17 protein-coding genes are annotated in these 18,020 nt (G+C 35.4%); 15 read left to right on the top strand and 2 right to left on the bottom strand.

The annotated features are described in order from the left end of the window. The first annotated feature begins 1 nt into the window (after position 1). The 9 genes from ACQY44_RS22570 to ACQY44_RS22530 all read left to right on the top strand — a co-directional run bounded on the left by ACQY44_RS22570 (position 2) and on the right by ACQY44_RS22530 (position 7,179). Complete coding sequence (locus ACQY44_RS22570) at positions 2 to 418, top strand: hypothetical protein (RefSeq protein WP_428232529.1); 417 nt, start codon at positions 2 to 4, stop codon at positions 416 to 418. A 28-nt stretch (positions 419 to 446) separates the two neighbouring features. Then, positions 447 to 1,448, top strand: a complete 1,002-nt coding sequence (locus ACQY44_RS22565) for a TQO small subunit DoxD (RefSeq protein WP_428232528.1) — start codon at positions 447 to 449, stop codon at positions 1,446 to 1,448. Positions 1,449 to 1,750: 302 nt separating this feature from the next. Next, on the top strand, positions 1,751 to 2,878 hold the full coding sequence (locus tag ACQY44_RS22560; protein WP_428232527.1) for an NAD(P)/FAD-dependent oxidoreductase: 1,128 nt from the start codon (positions 1,751 to 1,753) through the stop codon (positions 2,876 to 2,878). Beyond that, entirely contained in the window at positions 2,879 to 3,592 is a 714-nt protein-coding gene (locus ACQY44_RS22555; protein ID WP_428232526.1) for a methyltransferase domain-containing protein, read from the top strand. Continuing rightward, positions 3,589 to 4,641, top strand: a complete 1,053-nt coding sequence (locus ACQY44_RS22550; protein ID WP_428232525.1) for a type III polyketide synthase — start codon at positions 3,589 to 3,591, stop codon at positions 4,639 to 4,641. The genes ACQY44_RS22555 and ACQY44_RS22550 overlap by 4 nt, the downstream gene beginning before the upstream one ends. Positions 4,642 to 4,660: 19 nt before the next feature. After that, the gene (locus ACQY44_RS22545) at positions 4,661 to 5,098 is read left to right on the top strand and encodes a 3-hydroxyacyl-ACP dehydratase FabZ family protein (RefSeq protein ID WP_428232524.1); all 438 of its coding nucleotides are present in this window, start codon (positions 4,661 to 4,663) and stop codon (positions 5,096 to 5,098) included. Beyond that, the gene (locus ACQY44_RS22540) at positions 5,095 to 6,372 is read left to right on the top strand and encodes a beta-ketoacyl-[acyl-carrier-protein] synthase family protein (protein WP_428232523.1); all 1,278 of its coding nucleotides are present in this window, start codon (positions 5,095 to 5,097) and stop codon (positions 6,370 to 6,372) included. The genes ACQY44_RS22545 and ACQY44_RS22540 overlap by 4 nt, the downstream gene beginning before the upstream one ends. A gap of 4 nt (positions 6,373 to 6,376) precedes the next feature. Further along, positions 6,377 to 6,631: an acyl carrier protein gene (locus ACQY44_RS22535; RefSeq protein WP_428232522.1), complete on the top strand. Its 255-nt coding sequence runs from the start codon at positions 6,377 to 6,379 to the stop codon at positions 6,629 to 6,631. Next, entirely contained in the window at positions 6,628 to 7,179 is a 552-nt protein-coding gene (locus tag ACQY44_RS22530) for a 4'-phosphopantetheinyl transferase family protein (RefSeq protein ID WP_428232521.1), read from the top strand. The genes ACQY44_RS22535 and ACQY44_RS22530 overlap by 4 nt, the downstream gene beginning before the upstream one ends. A gap of 104 nt (positions 7,180 to 7,283) precedes the next feature. On the opposite strand, the gene ACQY44_RS22525 is transcribed toward ACQY44_RS22530, so the two are convergent. Beyond that, entirely contained in the window at positions 7,284 to 7,505 is a 222-nt protein-coding gene (locus tag ACQY44_RS22525) for a heavy-metal-associated domain-containing protein (protein ID WP_428232520.1), read from the bottom strand. Between the two features lie 251 nt (positions 7,506 to 7,756). On the opposite strand from ACQY44_RS22525, the gene ACQY44_RS22520 reads away from it, so the two are divergent. The 4 genes from ACQY44_RS22520 (at position 7,757) to ACQY44_RS22505 (ending at position 11,585) form a co-directional block, all read left to right on the top strand. Beyond that, a complete protein-coding gene (locus ACQY44_RS22520) occupies positions 7,757 to 8,320 on the top strand; it encodes a helix-turn-helix domain-containing protein (RefSeq protein ID WP_428232519.1) in 564 nt (187 codons plus the stop codon). Between the two features lie 88 nt (positions 8,321 to 8,408). Further along, positions 8,409 to 10,826: a heavy metal translocating P-type ATPase gene (locus ACQY44_RS22515; protein WP_428232518.1), complete on the top strand. Its 2,418-nt coding sequence runs from the start codon at positions 8,409 to 8,411 to the stop codon at positions 10,824 to 10,826. Positions 10,827 to 10,857: 31 nt separating this feature from the next. Next, entirely contained in the window at positions 10,858 to 10,992 is a 135-nt protein-coding gene (locus ACQY44_RS22510; RefSeq protein WP_428232517.1) for a hypothetical protein, read from the top strand. 158 nt (positions 10,993 to 11,150) lie between these two features. Beyond that, positions 11,151 to 11,585, top strand: coding sequence for an META domain-containing protein (locus ACQY44_RS22505; protein WP_428232516.1), 435 nt, complete (start codon positions 11,151 to 11,153; stop codon positions 11,583 to 11,585). A 121-nt stretch (positions 11,586 to 11,706) separates the two neighbouring features. On the opposite strand, the gene ACQY44_RS22500 is transcribed toward ACQY44_RS22505, so the two are convergent. Next, a complete protein-coding gene (locus tag ACQY44_RS22500; RefSeq protein WP_428232515.1) occupies positions 11,707 to 15,240 on the bottom strand; it encodes a T9SS type A sorting domain-containing protein in 3,534 nt (1,177 codons plus the stop codon). Positions 15,241 to 15,375: 135 nt separating this feature from the next. On the opposite strand from ACQY44_RS22500, the gene ACQY44_RS22495 reads away from it, so the two are divergent. Continuing rightward, positions 15,376 to 17,385, top strand: a complete 2,010-nt coding sequence (locus ACQY44_RS22495) for a tetratricopeptide repeat-containing sensor histidine kinase (RefSeq protein WP_428232514.1) — start codon at positions 15,376 to 15,378, stop codon at positions 17,383 to 17,385. Next, entirely contained in the window at positions 17,382 to 17,999 is a 618-nt protein-coding gene (locus tag ACQY44_RS22490; protein WP_428232513.1) for a response regulator, read from the top strand. Before ACQY44_RS22495 ends, ACQY44_RS22490 begins: the two co-directional genes overlap by 4 nt. Positions 18,000 to 18,020: the final 21 nt, after the last annotated feature.

Raw genomic sequence — 18,020 nt, 5'->3', positions numbered from 1 at the left:
AATGAAATTAAAAAGCCACACTACTATTTCGAGATATCTCAAACAGCTTTTGCTGGTATTGGCTTTGATATATGCTTTTTCTAATTGTCATGTCAAAAAATCTGTTCTGCATTTTGCAGGAATTGACATTGTAGAGCTTTCTCAAAAAAGCCTCACGCAATTGCCGGTTCAGGGATCATGTACTGTGAACCTGATTCAGAAAAATCATCTTTCTAAAAAATCCCTTTCCACGCCCGAAACACCCGTGTTTCCGAAATTACAATCTTTTAATTTTCAGCTAAAGAAAAACATAGCTTTTACCACCTTTCAAATTCATCCTGCTTTCGAGTTCGATAAAAGTTCTATTCATTATCCAGCCCTTTTTATAGTATTTAAAAATCTGAAAATTGCCCCGCGAATCGTTTCATACTTCGCTTAAAACAATTTATCAAATTTTATAAAATATTATGCAACATCAAAAAAATTTTGACGCCGCTTCGATGGCTACATTAGCCTTACGTATGGTCGTGGGCTGGACGTATTTTTCTGCCTTTTGGAGGCGACTGATCCTGGAAAACAAATTAATTCCTGAAGAAGCCGGTTATATTGGAGAAAAATTCAATCATTTCTTACCCAATGCGCTCGGAATAAAACCCATAATCGAATACTTAGTTACACATCCGGAAGCTTTATACATCAATATGGTAGTTTTTACCATCATCGAAGGAATTGTGGGTTTGGCAATGATTCTTGGACTGTTTACCCGACTCATGAGTATTGGAATTTTCTTATTAGCACTGGGAATTTTATTGGCTTCCGGCTGGATTGGAACTACTTGCCTGGACGAATGGCAAATTGGGATTTTAGGATTAGCTTCAGGATTTACTTTGTTCTTAACCGGAAGCAATTACCTTTCTCTGGATGCTTATTTTATACAAAAAAAGTCATCCTTTACGCGAACTAAATGGTTTAGATTGCTGGGGTCAGGAGAATTACACCTAAACTCATACAAACGACCTGTTCTTGTAGTCGTTTTTTTTATCGTAGGACTCACTTTGTTTACCAATCAATATTTTCATGGCGGCGTTTTTGGAACGCTTCATAATAAATCTGTAAAACCGAAGCTTGAGATCAACAACTTTACAATCGAAAACAACGAATTGAGTTTTGAGGTTTTTCGTGTAGAAGGTGTTGATGTTTACGGTTCTTTTTTAATTGGTATTACACTGGAAGATGAAGCGGGCGTGAAAATTTTACATTTAAACGGAAGCGATCTGGCTCAACTTCCTGTCGGAAATATCTCCAATCGTTATGTCGCCAAAGTAAAACCAGGTGCACATAGCTTAGTGATTCCGCTTGGAGCAAAAGCAACAATTCGAATTCCGATACTAAACGACTTAGAAGATTATAAAAATCATACCCTTATTTTAACAGACATAAGCGGGTTATCTTGGAGTACTACTTTGTAAGAGTTCTCAGATTCTGCTTTTCAATTAAATCTAAATAGTAAAAGCCTTAAAAACGGGAAGAATGAACTTCCCGTTTTTTTATGCTGACTTTTTTTTTAAGCTTTTTTTACTTAAAAATTAAAACCTTCTAAAGCAGTAATTGTATAAGTAAAAAAGAAAATTGTGTAATTATAAAATTAATACCTTTTTGATCTTTGTAGCTAATAATGAAATTAGAAATAGATTTTCTATTAAGAATTAAAAGCAATTTTAACAAAAATAAAGTATATAATATTCCAGATATAATAGCTAAATTGCTTAGTATGAAAACAAATCCAGATGTTATTATTATTGGCGGCGGTCTTGCTGGTCTGGCAGGTGCTTTACATCTGTCCCGGAAAGGATTACAGGTCACATTAATAGAAAAATCTGGTTATCCGCGTCATAAAGTATGCGGTGAATATGTTTCAAATGAAATCCTTTCCTACTTAAAATGGCTTGATGCAGATGTTTTAAAATTACATCCTGCCCTAATTAGTAAATTTGAATTTAGTACAACGAAAGGAAAAACAGCATCTGCAAATCTTCCACTGGGTGGTTTTGGCATTAGCAGATACCAGCTGGATCATTTTTTATATCAAAAAGCAATAGCAAACGGCTGTACCATCATTAAAGAAATAGCTACAGACGTTTCTTTTAGCCATGATCTCTTTACTATAACAACTGCAAGCCAAACTTTATCAGCAAAAATAGTGTTGGGAGCTTTCGGAAAACGTTCGAACATCGATCAGGTATTATCTCGTGATTTTTTTACTAAAAAGTCTCCTTGGCTGGCTGTTAAGGCCCATTATCAAGGTGATTTTGCCAATGATACTGTGGCATTGCACAACTTTAAAGGCGGTTATTGCGGTGTTTCTAAAGTAGAAAACGAGATCATAAATATTTGCTATCTGGCTGATTATGCCACCTTTAAAAAATATAAAAACATTGAAGATTATCAGCGTAATGTCCTTTATAAAAACAAACATCTTAAATCTATATTAGAAAATAGTACGATTCTTTTTGATAAACCACTCACCATCAGTCAGATCTCTTTTGATAAAAAACAAGCTGTAGAAAACCATATCTTAATGATTGGTGATACTGCGGGACTTATTCATCCGCTTTGTGGTAACGGAATGGCTATGGCAATACACAGTGCAAAAATTGCATCAGAATTGGTGTTGGATTATTATGCAGGAAACATAGAGTCAAGAGAAGCATTAGAAAAAAAATATACACAACAATGGAAGAAACATTTTGGCCAACGCTTATTTATGGGAAGGGTTTTATCCAAAATATTACGAAATAAAACTATTACGAATGCCCTGGTGTCTATAACAGTAGCATTGCCGGCGCTGTTGCCCGGAATAATTAAACAAACGCACGGCAAACCAATAGCAATCAACTAAATGACTATAGATACCACATACCGAACACAGGAAACGGAAATAATGGATGACTTCTCCCTGGAAGGGAATGAATTACGGGAAGCCCTTGATAAAATTGCCCACATCAACCAGTTATTAGGCGGCAACAAACTAACCCTTCACGGAATAAAAACATTATTGCAAAAATCAGACACCACTATAACAATAACAATTGCGGATATAGGCTGCGGTAATGGTGATATGTTGCGTATGCTGGCTCAATATGGCCTGAAAAACAATCTTAATTTTAAACTGATTGGTATTGATGCCAATACTTTTACAATAAATTACGCTAAAACATTGTCGAATGGCTTCCCCAATATTGAATATCTCTGTATCGATATTTTTAGTGAAGAATTTAATTCCGTTACCTATGATATTGTTTTGTGTACACTCACCTTACATCACTTTACCAACGAGCAAATATTAAATATAATGACTACCTTTAATAACAATGCAGGTATTGGGATTATCATTAACGATTTGCACCGAAGCACATTAGCTTATCGTCTTTTTGAAATGGTTTGTGCTGTTTTTAATTTAAACAAAATGTCACGTGAAGATGGGCTTGTCTCTATTTTAAGAGGATTTAAGAAAAACGAACTGGAGGACTTCTCTAAAAAATTATATTTAAAAAACTATACCATAAACTGGAAATGGGCTTTTCGTTACCAATGGATAATTGCTAAAAAATGAGTGTAAAAATTATAAGTGTTGCCAGGCAACTACCCCAATATTCGCGTACAACGGCAGACATCCTTCCATTACTCGACGGATGGCTGCAGGATCAGGACGAGCGTTTTATCAAAAAAGTAAAAAAGATTTTTGAAGGCGCAGCTGTAGACAAACGCTACTCTATAATGGATCCGTCCGAGGTTTTTACAGCGACATCTTTTGAAGATAAAAATGATATTTACAGTCGTGAAGTCATTATTTTGGGCGAAAAAGTACTGGAGAAAGCACTAGCCAAAGCAGGTTGGGATCCCCAAACACTGGATTATATCATTACGGTAAGTTGTACCGGAATTATGATCCCGTCGTTAGATGCCTACCTCATCAATAAAATGAAACTGAGACAAGATATAGTGCGACTCCCCGTAACCGAAATGGGTTGTGCAGCCGGAATATCGGGAATCATATACGCCAAAAATTTCCTTAAGGCCAATCCCGGAAAACGTGCTGCGGTTATAGCAGTAGAATCTCCAACGGCAACTTTTCAGCTGAATGATTTTTCGATGCCCAATATCGTAAGTGCCGCCATTTTTGGCGATGGAGCTGCCTGTTGTTTGTTGTCATCTTATGAAGAAGATTACGGACCGGAAATCGTAAACGAAGAAATGTATCATTTTTATGATGCTGAACATATGATGGGATTCAAACTGACTAATTCCGGTTTGCAAATGGTTTTAGACATCGAAGTTCCGGATACTATTGCGTCGCATTTTGCCGATATCATTCACCCGTTCCTGCAAAAAAACAATTTAGAAATTAAAGATATCGACCACATGATTTTTCATCCCGGCGGAAAAAAAATAGTAACAACGGTCGAGTCACTTTTCTCAGGATTAGGCAAAAACATCGATGCAACTAAAGAAGTACTTAAACAGTACGGTAATATGTCGAGTGCTACTGTTTTGTATGTTCTGGAAAGTATTATGGATGAAAAACCAAAGCCAGGAGAAAAAGGATTAATGCTTAGTTTTGGTCCCGGATTTTCGGCGCAACGCGTTTTATTACAATGGTAAATATTATATAAAATAAACTATGGAATTGAAACATATTATAGCACAATTACCTTACAGTAAACCCTTTCTCTTTGTAGATGAATTACTTCATGTCGATGAAAACGGGATTACTGGTACTTATACTTATAAAGAAGATCTTGATTTTTATAAAGGTCATTTTAAAGATAACCCAGTTACTCCAGGCGTTATCTTAACCGAAACTATGGCGCAGATTGGTATGGTTTGTCTTGGTATTTATTTATTAAAGGAAAAGTTTAATAAAGATACTGTAGTAGCTTTTACTTCAGCTGACATGCAATTTTTAAAAGCCGTTTATCCTAACGAAAAAGTAACCGTTACATCCCAAAAAATATTTTTCAGATTTGGTAAGCTGAAGTGCGATGTGGTAATGAAAAATGAAGCCGGGCAAGAAGTGTGTAAAGGCATTTTAGCCGGTATGATTACGACAAAATTATGAGTAAGCGAGTGGTCATAACAGGTCTTGGCGTAGCAGCTCCAAATGGGGTTGGAATTCCTGCATTTACACATTCCTTAAAAAATAGTATTTCGGGAATCCGTCATGATCCTCAATTAGAAGCATTGCAATTTTCATGTCAGATAGCCGGCCAGCCTCAAATTTCAGAGGAACTCAAATCTCAGTATTTTACGGAACTTGAACTCAGGGGATTTAACAGCACCGGTATTTTGTATGGCGTGATTGCGGGTATGGAAGCGTGGGAAAATGCAGGATTACCTATAGAAAATAATGAAAATCCGGATTGGGACAGCGGGACAATCTTTGGATCCGGAACATCAGGAATCGATAAGTTTCGCGAAAGCATTTATAAAATAGACGAATTACAAGTTCGCAGATTAGGCAGTACCGTAGTAGCGCAAACCATGAATAGCGGTGTTAGTGCTTATCTTGGTGGCAAACTTGGACTTGGAAATCAGGTAACCACCAACTCTTCTGCCTGCGCAACAGGTACCGAAGCCATTATGATGGCCTATGACCGTATACAATCCGGACAGGCAAAACGTGTTTTAGCCGGAAGTACCGGTGACAGCGGTCCTTATATCTGGGCAGGTTTTGATGCGATTCGGGTTTGCAGTTCTAAATATAATGACAATCCCGAACAGGGTTCCCGACCTATGAGTGCCTCCGCGGCCGGATTTGTACCCGGTAGTGGTGCCGGAGCATTGATCATAGAAGATCTGGATACCGCCCTTGAACGAGGTGCGACTATTTATGCCGAAATAGCAGGCGGTCATGTAAACTCCGGCGGACAACGTGGCAACGGAAGTATGACAGCTCCTAATAGTACTGCTGTACAGCGGTGCATCACCACTGCTCTAAAAAACTCCGGAATTTCAGCGAACGATATCGATGCTATAAACGGACATCTTACCGCAACCACAAAAGACGGTCTCGAAATCGAAAACTGGACCGAAGCTTTAGGACTAAAAGGTGCTGATTTTCCGTATATCAATTCTTTAAAAAGTATGACCGGACACTGTTTAAGTGCTGCCGGAAGTATCGAAAGTGTAGCTACGGTTTTGCAACTTCATGAAGGTTTTTTATTTGGTAACCTGAATTGCGAAGACCTCCATCCGGAAATTACAGCACTTATCGATACGTCCAGAGTTCCTTTAACAACAATTAATAATAGCAATGTAAATATAATTGCCAAAGCAAGTTTTGGTTTTGGGGATGTAAATGCCTGTATAATCTTTAAAAAATTTCAAAAATAATCCTATGAATAAAGACGAACTTATAGCAAAATTAAAATTAATCATCAAGCCTTATACAACAAATACAGAAGCTTATGATAACCTTACCGAAGACACCGATTTTATTAATGACCTTAGTATCAATTCGGCTAATCTGGTAGATATTGTACTGGACATCGAAGAAACTTTTGATGTTGTAATTGATAACACGGATATGGAACGAATGCTTGATGTAAAAACTTCAGTAGAAATTATAGAAAGTAAACTCGCTGCAAAATGATAGGCAATGATGTGGTCGATATTATCGCATCACGCCATGAAAGCAACTGGCAGCGTAAAGGTCTTATAGAAAAAATCTTTACAGCCGATGAACAATCGCTTATTCAAAACGATCAGCAACCGGAGATCTTGTTATGGCTGCTGTGGAGTATGAAAGAAGCTGCTTATAAAATTTATAACAGGCAAACCAAAATAAGAGAATATATCCCTAAAAAATTGGTATGTAATATTATCTCAAAAAATAATTCTTACAGTACAGGGCAAGTAATTTGCCGGGAAAATGTGTATTATACCAAAACCACGATTTCTCAGGAAATTTTACATACCATTGCTGTTACTTGCCTTCATGATTTGAATAATATAATTGAAATCGAAAATAAAAATATCATTAAAGATCAAAATGGAATCCCCTATTGGCGCCATTCCGTCCCGAATATATTACAAGATGTCTCTATAAGTCATCATGGTCGTTTTGAAAGAATAGTTACGATTAATCCACATTATAAAGAAGCATTTATATCAGAAAATGAGACACATGATTATATATAAAAATCCAAAAAGCTGTAAATAGTACAGCCATTTGGATTTTGCTTTTAATTAAGTTTTTGTTTAATGCTATTTTTAACCCTTATAAGCAAAGGTGTATTGCAAAACTAAATTCCTAACGGTTCCGCTTTAAAACCTTTACTTTTGATAATGGCTATTATTTCGTCTTCTGTAGCACCTTCGGAGTGGACTGTTAGAATTTTGTCTGTGTTATTGGTATCCACACTCCAATCGATAATGCCTTCGGCACTATCCAAATCAGATTTTACTTTTGCTACACATCCACCACAATTAAGGGTCGTTTTGAATTGAAGATTTTTATTTTCCATGTTATTTTATGATTTGTTATTATTATTTAATACGGCAAATTTCCATCGATTTTCTCTCAATTTGTTTATAATATTCCTTATTTGATTTGTGACATTTACTGATTTTAAAAAGTGAAGTTATTCAACAAAAGCAATTCTTAAATACACTTTAGCTTATTCATTAATCAAATGCAATCCATTATAAAATACCATTGAATTGAATTTTAATAGTAGATTTGTCGCTCTGTAAAAAATCTGATCCAACTAAAAATATGAATACATTATTTGTTAAAAACATGGTCTGCAACCGTTGCATAATGGTGGTTCAAAATGAACTCGAAAAACTTGGTTTAGACTTTACCACTATCACGCTGGGTGAAGTTACCCTGACAAAGGAGCTCAATCCTGACGAAAGAAATTCAGTTGAAAAAGCATTAGTTCCTTTAGGTTTTGAGGTAATTGATGATAAAAAAAGCCGAATCATCGAAAAGATAAAAAACATCATCATCGATCTGGTACATCATCAGGATAATGATACAAAAAACAACCTGTCTGCTATATTGAGTGAAAAAATCAATCATGACTACAACTATCTTTCTAATCTGTTTTCTGAAGTGGAAGGCACCACGATAGAAAAATATTTTATTGCCCAAAAGGTTGAAAAGATAAAAGAACTTCTGGTCTATGACGAATTATCGTTAAGTGAAATCGCTATACGTCTTAATTATTCAAGTGTTGCCTATTTAAGCAATCAATTCAAAAAAGTAACAGGACTGACACCAAGCCATTTCAAACAAATTCGGGAAGAAAAAAGAAAGCCATTAGATCAGGTTTAAGTAAATATTACAAATCAAATCCATAATTTCACAATAGAATTTACAGCTCTTGTTGCCAACTTTGCAGTTAAAATACAATAAGCAAAATATGGCAACAAATACTACTAAGAAAATAATATACATCCCTCTTGAAGATTTAGACAGCGAGCACTGTGCATTAATCGTAGAGAAAGGATTGGCAAAGATTACAGGCATCGAAACCCAAAAAGTAGAACTCAACAACCACAGGGCGGCCATTACTGTTAAAAGCAATGAAACCGTTGGAAATGCCGTAAAAGCCATCAAAGATCTCGGATATAGTGTTCCAACAGTCAAAAATACCTTTCCTGTTCTGGGCATGACCTGTGCATCTTGTGCAGGAAGCGCAGAAAGTATTGTAACATACGAATTAGGAGTAGTGGGTGCTTCAGTAAATTTTGCAACTGGAAATCTAAGCGTCGAGTACCTTCCTAATCTAACAAATGCCGTTAAACTACAAAAAGCGGTTCAGGCCGTTGGTTACGATCTGCTTATCGTGGACGAAACAAAACAGCAGGAATCTTTGGAGGTAATTCATGCAGAGAAATTCAAAAATTTAAAAGATAAAACCATCTGGGCGATTATACTGTCATTACCTGTAGTAACTATTGGAATGTTTTTTATGGACATGCCCTATGCAAATGAAATTATGTGGTTCTTTTCTACTCCGGTAGTTCTTTGGTTGGGTAAAGATTTCTTTATTAACGCCTGGAAACAAACCAAACATCGTTCTGCCAATATGGATACATTGGTGGCTTTGAGCACTGGAATTGCTTATCTGTTCAGTGTATTCAACATGTTGTTTATGGATTTTTGGCATCAGCGCGGGTTACATGCTCATGTTTATTTTGAAGCTGCGGCCGTAGTTATCGCATTTATACTTCTTGGCAAATTATTAGAAGAAAAAGCCAAAGGCAACACTTCATCAGCTATTAAAAAGTTAATGGGTTTACAACCCAAAACCGTTATGGTTATTCAACCGGACGGAACAGAAAAACAAGTCGCTATCGAGGACGTAAGTGTTGATGATATTATCCTGGTAAAACCAGGTGAGAAAATTGCTGTTGATGGAATGGTCATTTCAGGGAATTCCTATGTAGACGAAAGTATGTTGAGCGGCGAACCTGTTCCTGTATTAAAAGTAGAGAACGAAAAAGTATTTGCCGGAACCATTAACCAAAAAGGAAGTTTTCAGTTCAAAGCCGTTAAGGTAGGTAAAGAAACCATGCTCGCACAAATTATCAAGATGGTTCAGGATGCTCAGGGAAGCAAAGCCCCTGTACAGAAATTGGTAGATAAGATTGCCGGCATTTTTGTCCCAATCGTGATTGGTATCGCAATTATTACGTTCCTTCTCTGGTTCTTTTTAGGTGGAGAAAATGCCATAGCGCAAGCCTTGTTGGCAGCCGTTACCGTATTGGTTATTGCCTGCCCCTGTGCTTTGGGTTTAGCCACTCCTACCGCGATTATGGTTGGGGTTGGCAAAGGTGCTGAAAATGGTATCTTAATCAAAGATGCTGAAAGTTTAGAAATGGCACGAAAAGTTACTGCTATTGTGCTGGATAAAACCGGGACCATTACCGAAGGCAGACCACAAGTTACCGGTATCAAATGGCTGAATGATGAAAATACCACAAAAGAGATTTTACTAAGTATCGAAAAACAATCCGAACATCCTTTGGCAGAAGCCGTAGTCAAAAATTTAGATAATGTATCAACTGTCGTTTTATCTCATTTTGATAGTATCACCGGGAAAGGTGCAAAAGGTATCTATAGAGATGAAACCTATTTTGTAGGGAATAAAAAACTATTGACAGAAAATAATATTTCTATTGCCAATACTTTACTGAATCAGGCAGATCAATGGGGAAAAGAATCCAAAACTGTTATTTGGTTTGCCAATAGTAAAGAGGCACTTTCCGTTATTGCAATTTCTGATAAGATCAAAGAAACCTCTGTAGAAGCCATCAAACAGCTGCAGGATATGGGAATTGAGTTGTATATGCTTACCGGAGATAACCAGGCTACTGCAAAAGCGATCGCCAAGCAAACAGGAATAAAACATTACAAAGCAGAAGTATTGCCACAACACAAAGCTGATTTTGTAAAAGAACTGCAGCAACAAGGCAAAATTGTAGCCATGGTTGGTGATGGTATCAACGACAGTACAGCTTTGGCAACAGCCGATGTAAGTATAGCGATGGGTAAAGGAAGCGACATTGCAATGGATGTAGCCAAGATGACCATTATTTCATCCGATCTTACCAAGATTCCTCAAGCAATTCGCTTGTCTAAACAAACCGTAGCAACGATCAAACAAAACCTGTTTTGGGCATTTATTTACAATCTTATAGGTATTCCGCTTGCTGCCGGCATATTATATCCAATAAATGGATTTTTACTAAACCCAATGATAGCCGGAGCTGCAATGGCCCTGAGTAGCGTAAGTGTAGTCAGCAACAGCTTACGTTTGAAATGGAAAAAATAAAATAAACAAAAAAATTAATCAAAATAGGATTATGGAAGTAATCGTTATGTTCCTTACTATGTTCAAAATAACACCCTTTTGGGGTTTTAAACAATCAGGAATAGGAAGAGAATATGATATTTTTACGCTTAGAAGAACATTAAGAAGCAAAGCTATTTTAGAATAGAGATAAAAAAGCAATCTCATGTTGTTATTAAAAGACTCCAAAACTGAATTTTACTTATTATTTAAGGTCTAAAGAGGGAAAAGAAGTAAATATAATCGCTCTTTTTTGGTGCAAATTTGATTAAAAATCTTTAAATTTATGTTCTAAAATATCTTTTTATGAAAAATTACGTATTACTATTCGTTTCTGTTTTAGCATTATCCTTTAATTCTTGCACAACGATGAAAGACCAATCAAAAACTGCTGATCTTTATAATACAACCTGGGAACTGGAGTATATTTCCGGTCCGCGTATTGCTTTTGAAGGTTTATATCCGGATAAAAAACCGTTTGTTAAGTTTGATGAGGCTGCGAAACAAGTATCTGGAAATGCAGGCTGCAATGGTTATAGTGCTCCATTTACTTTAAAAGGAAAATCGCTTACTTTTGGAGAACAGGGTCCGGCTACTTTAATGTATTGCGAAGGTGGCGGAGAGCAGGTTTTTACAAAAACTATTAAAAATATTGATAGTTATTCTATTGATAAAGACGGTAAACTGAATTTAATTATGAAGGACATCCCTATGATGAGATTTAAAAAAGTAACTAAATAGTTTTAGCTATTTTAAATTCTGTCAATTCCTTAAAAACAGCAATATCTAAAAACAAAAGAAACCGTCTCAAAACATAATTTGAGACGGTTTCTTTTATTCTAAAATGAACTCAGGAATTACTTTAATTCTTAACCACTTTTACTGCTTTGGTTTGATTATTTTCATTAGTAATTTTAAGAAGGTAAATTCCGGTTGGATATTTACTCATATCAAGTTTTGAATTCCCCTGAATAATATCCTCCGCTTTTAATTGTTTTCCTAAAGTATCAAATACTTCAAGTTTTGCATTACTATCGCTCTGAATAGTAAAAATATCATGAGATGGATTTGGATATACTTTAAAAATAGCATTAGGGTCAAAGTCAGCTCTTCCTAAAGTTGTAACAAACTTACAGTCAGACGTAACAGAACAGCTTCCTGAAGTAATTACAACACTATAAGAACCAGAAGAGGTTGGTGTAAATATTTGGTTTGTTGCTCCTGAAACGGGCAAATTGCCATTGCAATCGATCCATTGATATATTGCATTTGAAGTATTCGAAGATAAAACCCCATTGCTATATTCTACAGTAGCATCAATTTCAGGATCAACCACAATTTCTAAAGTAGTCTGTACAGCACAACTATTAACTTCAGGTACAAAAGTGTATGTTGTGGTAACGTGATTGTTTATTGCCGGTGACCATGTCCCTCCTATTCCGTTATTAGAAATAATCGGTAAATCAGATAAAGTAGTTCCTTTGCAGATGGCAGGAATTGGTGTAAAAGCCGGAACTATTAACGGTGTAATTGTCAAGTTTAAAGTGCCTGATTCGCATGGTGTTGCCCCTGAAACTGTATAAACTCCTGATTGCGTATACGTTTGTCCGTTGAAATCCCAAACATAACTTCCGCAAGCTGTAATTGTTTTATCTATTACAACTGTTGGATGAATTATCACATTCAATTCTTCTGTAAGACAATCATTAACATAGGAATATTTTCCAGATTTATTATACGTCACATTATTTACAGACCATGTAAAACTGTCACAAGCAGATTCTGTAGTTGTATTTGTAGTTCCTAATGAGTAATTTGCCTGAGCATCTTTTGACCAATTGGTATTGGCATTTGCTGCTGCAATATCATCTACGGTAATACAAGTCAGGCTTGCTATCTGAGACGCATTCATATTAACCAAATTAGGTTTGTTTTTTAAATTCAAACCGGTAATATTGGTGTATCGGCAATTTAAATCGGTTAGATTTACCTGATCGTTCAAATCCAAATGTGTAATTGGTCCGCTAACTTCTATTTTTTGTAAAGCGGTCAATCCTGATAAATTTAATTCTTTTAAAGCTGAGTTTCCAAAATTGATTTCTTTTAGATGAGTCAATCCTGTTAAATTAACAGTACTTGAATAATTGCCATAAGCACGAATACTTTCTAAAGATGTCATGCCGCTTACATCTAAATTGGTAATAGAATTATATATTAAATCAAGAGCAACTAAACTCTTAAAATCTTTAATTCCCGTTAAATCCCTAATCGATCGTGCTGTAAGATTTAAACTGGTAACCGTATCGATATTGGCAGTAAGCACCTTATTATCGATAACATCATCATACCCCAAATCAATTAATTTTTGTTCAAAACGTTCATCCGGAATAAAAGTATAACCTGCCGGTATAGCACCTATAGTCATATCTACAGCAACTCTTTCACTTTCGCATTGCGTATTAGTATCAGAGAAATACTCACTTTGAGTAGCGTAATACGTTTTGCTTTCAAGAGGGGTATTACTTGCAAGAGGATTTCCGCCGGTTGCATCTGCATACCATTGAATTAATTGTCCCTGAGTAGAAATATCAGCAATTGTAGCACCGGTAAGTCTAAATTGCGAATGAATTACAGGAACATCAACCGGAACAATAGTCAGCTCTAAATTGTGAACAGTACAACCATCATCAAAACTAACAGAAGATGATTCAGTATAAGTTACCCCGTTTACTGGCCATGTATAACTTGAACACGTATAGATATCTGTATCTTTTTGATTATTTACAGTTACACTAACTTTTTTTCTCGGACTTTCTCCACAAGGATAAGCAGTCTGAGTTACATAATAATCACGAGTCTGTAATGCTCTTGTACTAACTAACGGAGTAACGCTTGTTGCTGTAAGATACCATTTAATAGTACTACCACCACCATTTGTTGTTGCGACCAAATTAGCTACTGTTGGGGAATTTCTCTGGCAAAATGTTTGATCTGCCGCAGTAGGTTCAAAATTTGCATTTACAACAGTTTGGGTATCCATTAATCTTGCGCTTTCACAACCATTTAATGTTTGTGTAATATAAAGTGTTAAAACACTATTAACAGGAGTAATTTCCAGCGAACCATCAAGAGGAGTTATACTGGTTTCTGTTGCGTAAATTTTTATAGTTCCCGGATTATTAAATTTTGATGCTAATGTTGCATACGTAGATGGTCTGCATAAAGTACCGTTAACAGCCATATTTCTTGAAGGCAGCGGAGTTGTATTTACAACAACAGCAACTGAAGTTCTGTCGCTTTCATTACCATTAACCGTTTGCGAAGCATAATAATTTCCTGATATTAAAACTGTAGTTGAAACTAATGCTGATCCGCCGGTTGCATCAGCATACCATTTAATAGTATCCCCTGTTGCAACTAAATCAGCAACTGTTGCACCATTACAAAATGTTTGAGTTGCTGTTGCTTTCGGGCTGCAGGCCAATGAAAAACCAGCCACATCGTCTTTTACCCAGTTTTCAGCATTAATTTGATTATTTGCATTTGCAACATTATCGACAATAATACAAGTCAACGCAGGATTATCGGGACTATAAAAATATTGTAAATTAGGTTTGTTACTGATATCAAGTACCGCTAAATTATTATTGTTACAATATAAATTAACCAAACTTGTTAAACCATCTAATTTAAGCTCGCTTAATTGATTTTGGTAACATGATAATTCTCTTAATTTTGTTAATCCGGATACATCTACACGCGTCAATTGATTAGCCCCAAAATTTAAAGTGGTCAAATTAATCAGGCCACTTACATCTAAACTCGTTATTTTATTCTCATTACATTGAAAGGTTTCTAGTTTACTCAATCCCGCCAAATTCAATGAAGTCAATGAATTTTGTCCGCAAGCAAGGTAGGTAAGATTGGCTAATCCCGTTAAATCTAAAGTTGTTAATTCATTAGATCCACAAGTAAGGAATTCCAGATTAGACAAACCATTTAAATTAATACTCGTAAGATCGTTACCGTAAAGCTGTACAACATGCAAAGTTGTCATTCCTGAAAGATCCAGCGAAGTAAGTTGCTGATAATTCAGATACAGTTCCTGAAGACTTGCAAAATCTTTAATTCCTGTTAGGTCTTTAATGCTTCCGCCTTGTATGTTTAAGGTTCTAACACCAGCAATATCTGCAGTTAAGACCTGTCCGTCAAGTGCACCGGAATCAATTCCTTTAGTGATTAAGGTTTGCTCAAAAGCGGTATCAGGTATTGCCGTATATTGTGCTTGTGCTGTAGTTAAACCAACGATGAAAAAGAAAAAAACACTGAATATTTTTATTCGATACTCTTTCTTTTTATACAATTGATTGGGCTTGTGGAGTAATTTTCGTTTCATAAAATTATTGTTTTTGGATGAGTAACAAAGATGTATCAATAAAAAATATATTAGTACAAGGGGAAACCCCTGAATTTATTTTAATCTCTTCTTTATCAAATTAAAAAAGATACTTTTGCTAAAAATCCACACCAAATGATGGCATACAAAAAACACGTTTTTCTGCTCATTACAATTATTATTTTATCTTCTTTTTTTGCTTGTGATAAAAAAGAAGAAAGTACGATCCTGTATAAAAAACCTGCTCCTGAAAAAATAGATGCCACTTTTGACTGGATAAAAGAGGACAGCCACTTTGTAAATCCAAATTATCAAACCGTTTTATACAAGTATTACAACCAAAAACTAAAGCAAAAAAATTATATAATGGCCGCCAAAACGCTGGAAGCAGCAGGTTGGAATGCGGCCACTTACGCGTCTTTTGACAAACGCCTGTTTCAGACCATTACAACATTTTCAGAGCAATACAAAGATGACGTTCCGGAAAACAATATGCTGTTTGCAAACATGTATTTTGGAGATTATTATACGGATAAAGGAGATCTGAAAAAAGCAATTCAGTACTATACAAAAAACACTCAAATTGAAGTTGTCGATTATAAAACCTGCTATACAAAAGCCGATAGTTATCGCACTATCGCCTGGTGTAATCACCTGTTGGGCAATTTACATGAAGCATTAAAAGATGAACTAAAATCATTAGAATATTTTAAAAAGACAGATAATATAGCAGGGACAGCAGGTGTTTATATAGGTCTGGCCGAAGTTTATCAAGCATCAAAAGAATATGATAAAGCAGAAGATTTTTTGAATAAGGCTATAAAAACGTACTCAAAAAACAAAAAGAAAAATCTTGGCAGTATTTTTATCGCTTTATACAATAAAATCAATTTGTATGACCGAAGTATGAATTACAGCAAGAGAAATCTGTTAATAGATTCCGTTTATGTGGCATTCAAAAAAAGCAAATTAAATGATCCGTCCATTAAAATTTCTATTAATATTTATTACACTACTTTAAAATTAGATGAGGATAAACTGGCTGAAGCCAAGGTAGTGCTGGATGAATTAAAACCCGACGTAATATTTCTGAATTCTGCCATTACAGATCAGGAATACAGGGTTGCATTAACGGCATTAGAATCTAAGCAAAATAAAGGAATTAAAGATCCAAAATTGATTCTTAAAACCATTCAGGAACTGAAAGCCAATGAAAATTTTACGAGAGTCAGAGATCTTTACGCCGTTCTTTATAATGATGCAATCAACAGAAAAGATTATGAAACGTCTATGCTTTATAAAGACAGTATGTATGAAGCAACCGATAGTTTAGGCAGCAAAGAAATGGCAAATATTGTGGCACAACTTGATAAAAAATACCAAACTAAAGTAAAAGAGCAGCAAATAGCTTTACAGAAAAAAACGATCCTTAATAAAAACACCACAATTGCCTTATTGATTTTCGGACTAATTGGTTTTATATTATTATCGATTGCGTTAACCCTGATCAGAAAACAACGAATTCTAAAAGCAGAAAAACAAAATACACAGCTCTACACCAAACAATTACTGGAAAAAACCGAAGAAGAACGCAAACGAATTGCAAGCGATTTGCACGATAGCGTAAGCCATGAATTGTTGAGTCTGAAGAATTCATTCGAACAAAAATCTGAAAAAACAAACGAAAAAATTGACTCAATCATAAACGATATTAGAATTATAAGCAGAAATCTGCATCCGATAATGTTTGATAAAATAGGTTTAAAAGCCAGCATCGAACAATTGGTAGAAAGAGCACAATCTATCAATAATTTTATGGTTACAGCTGAAATTGAGTATCATAATTCATTACAAACTTCAGATGAATTACAGGTATATCGCATCATTCAGGAAACATTATCCAACATTATAAAACATGCCAATGCTGTTGCTGCAAAAATTAATATCACAGAAACCAGCGAATTGCTAATAATTGAAATCAAGGATAACGGGACCGGATTTAATGTTTCAGAAAAACTATCCGGAAACAGTGCTTTCGGTCTTCATAATATTATTGAGCGTGCACGAGCAATCAATGGAGAATCTAAAATAGTATCCGATAAAAACGGAACCATTATTACTATCGAAATAAAAAAATCAAAATGAGAATATTAATCGCCGACGATCATCCTTTTACGCTTCAGGGTACCAAATTCTTTGTCGAATCTTACGGGCATAAAGTAACCGACACGTGCTCAAATGGCATTTCGGCATTAAATTTAATAACGCTTCACACGCCGGATGTTGCTATTCTGGACATTAATATGCCTGGACTGGACGGATTAGATCTCGCTAAAAAAATACAGGAAAACAAACTCAAAACCAAAGTTATTTTACTCACCATGCACAAAGAAATAACGATTTACAGAAAAGCAAGTGAGTACGGGATTTTTGGTTATATCCTGAAAGAACATGCTCAAAAAGAACTGGAAATATGTCTGGAACAAGTCCAAAAGGGCAATCGTTATGTAAGTGAACATCTTGAAGAGGATCTGATCGCAGATTCTCTCAATAGTAATGATAAATTATCCCAATTAACTTTATCCGAAAGAAAAATAATAGAACTTATTGCACAGCAAAAAACAAGCAAACAAATTGCCGAATTATTATTTTTATCCGAAAAAACCGTAGAAGGGCATCGTAGTAATATCATAGAAAAACTAGGCTTAGTCAAAGAAAAAAATACTTTACTCAAATGGGCAATTCAAAATAGTAAATAACAAATTACAGTACAATAAAAA

The sequence above is a fragment of the Flavobacterium sp. genome, assembly GCF_965277525.1.
Lineage (GTDB): Bacteria > Bacteroidota > Bacteroidia > Flavobacteriales > Flavobacteriaceae > Flavobacterium.
Note: the sequence above shows the minus strand (reverse complement) of the source record. Positions and strands in the feature narration are given on the sequence as shown.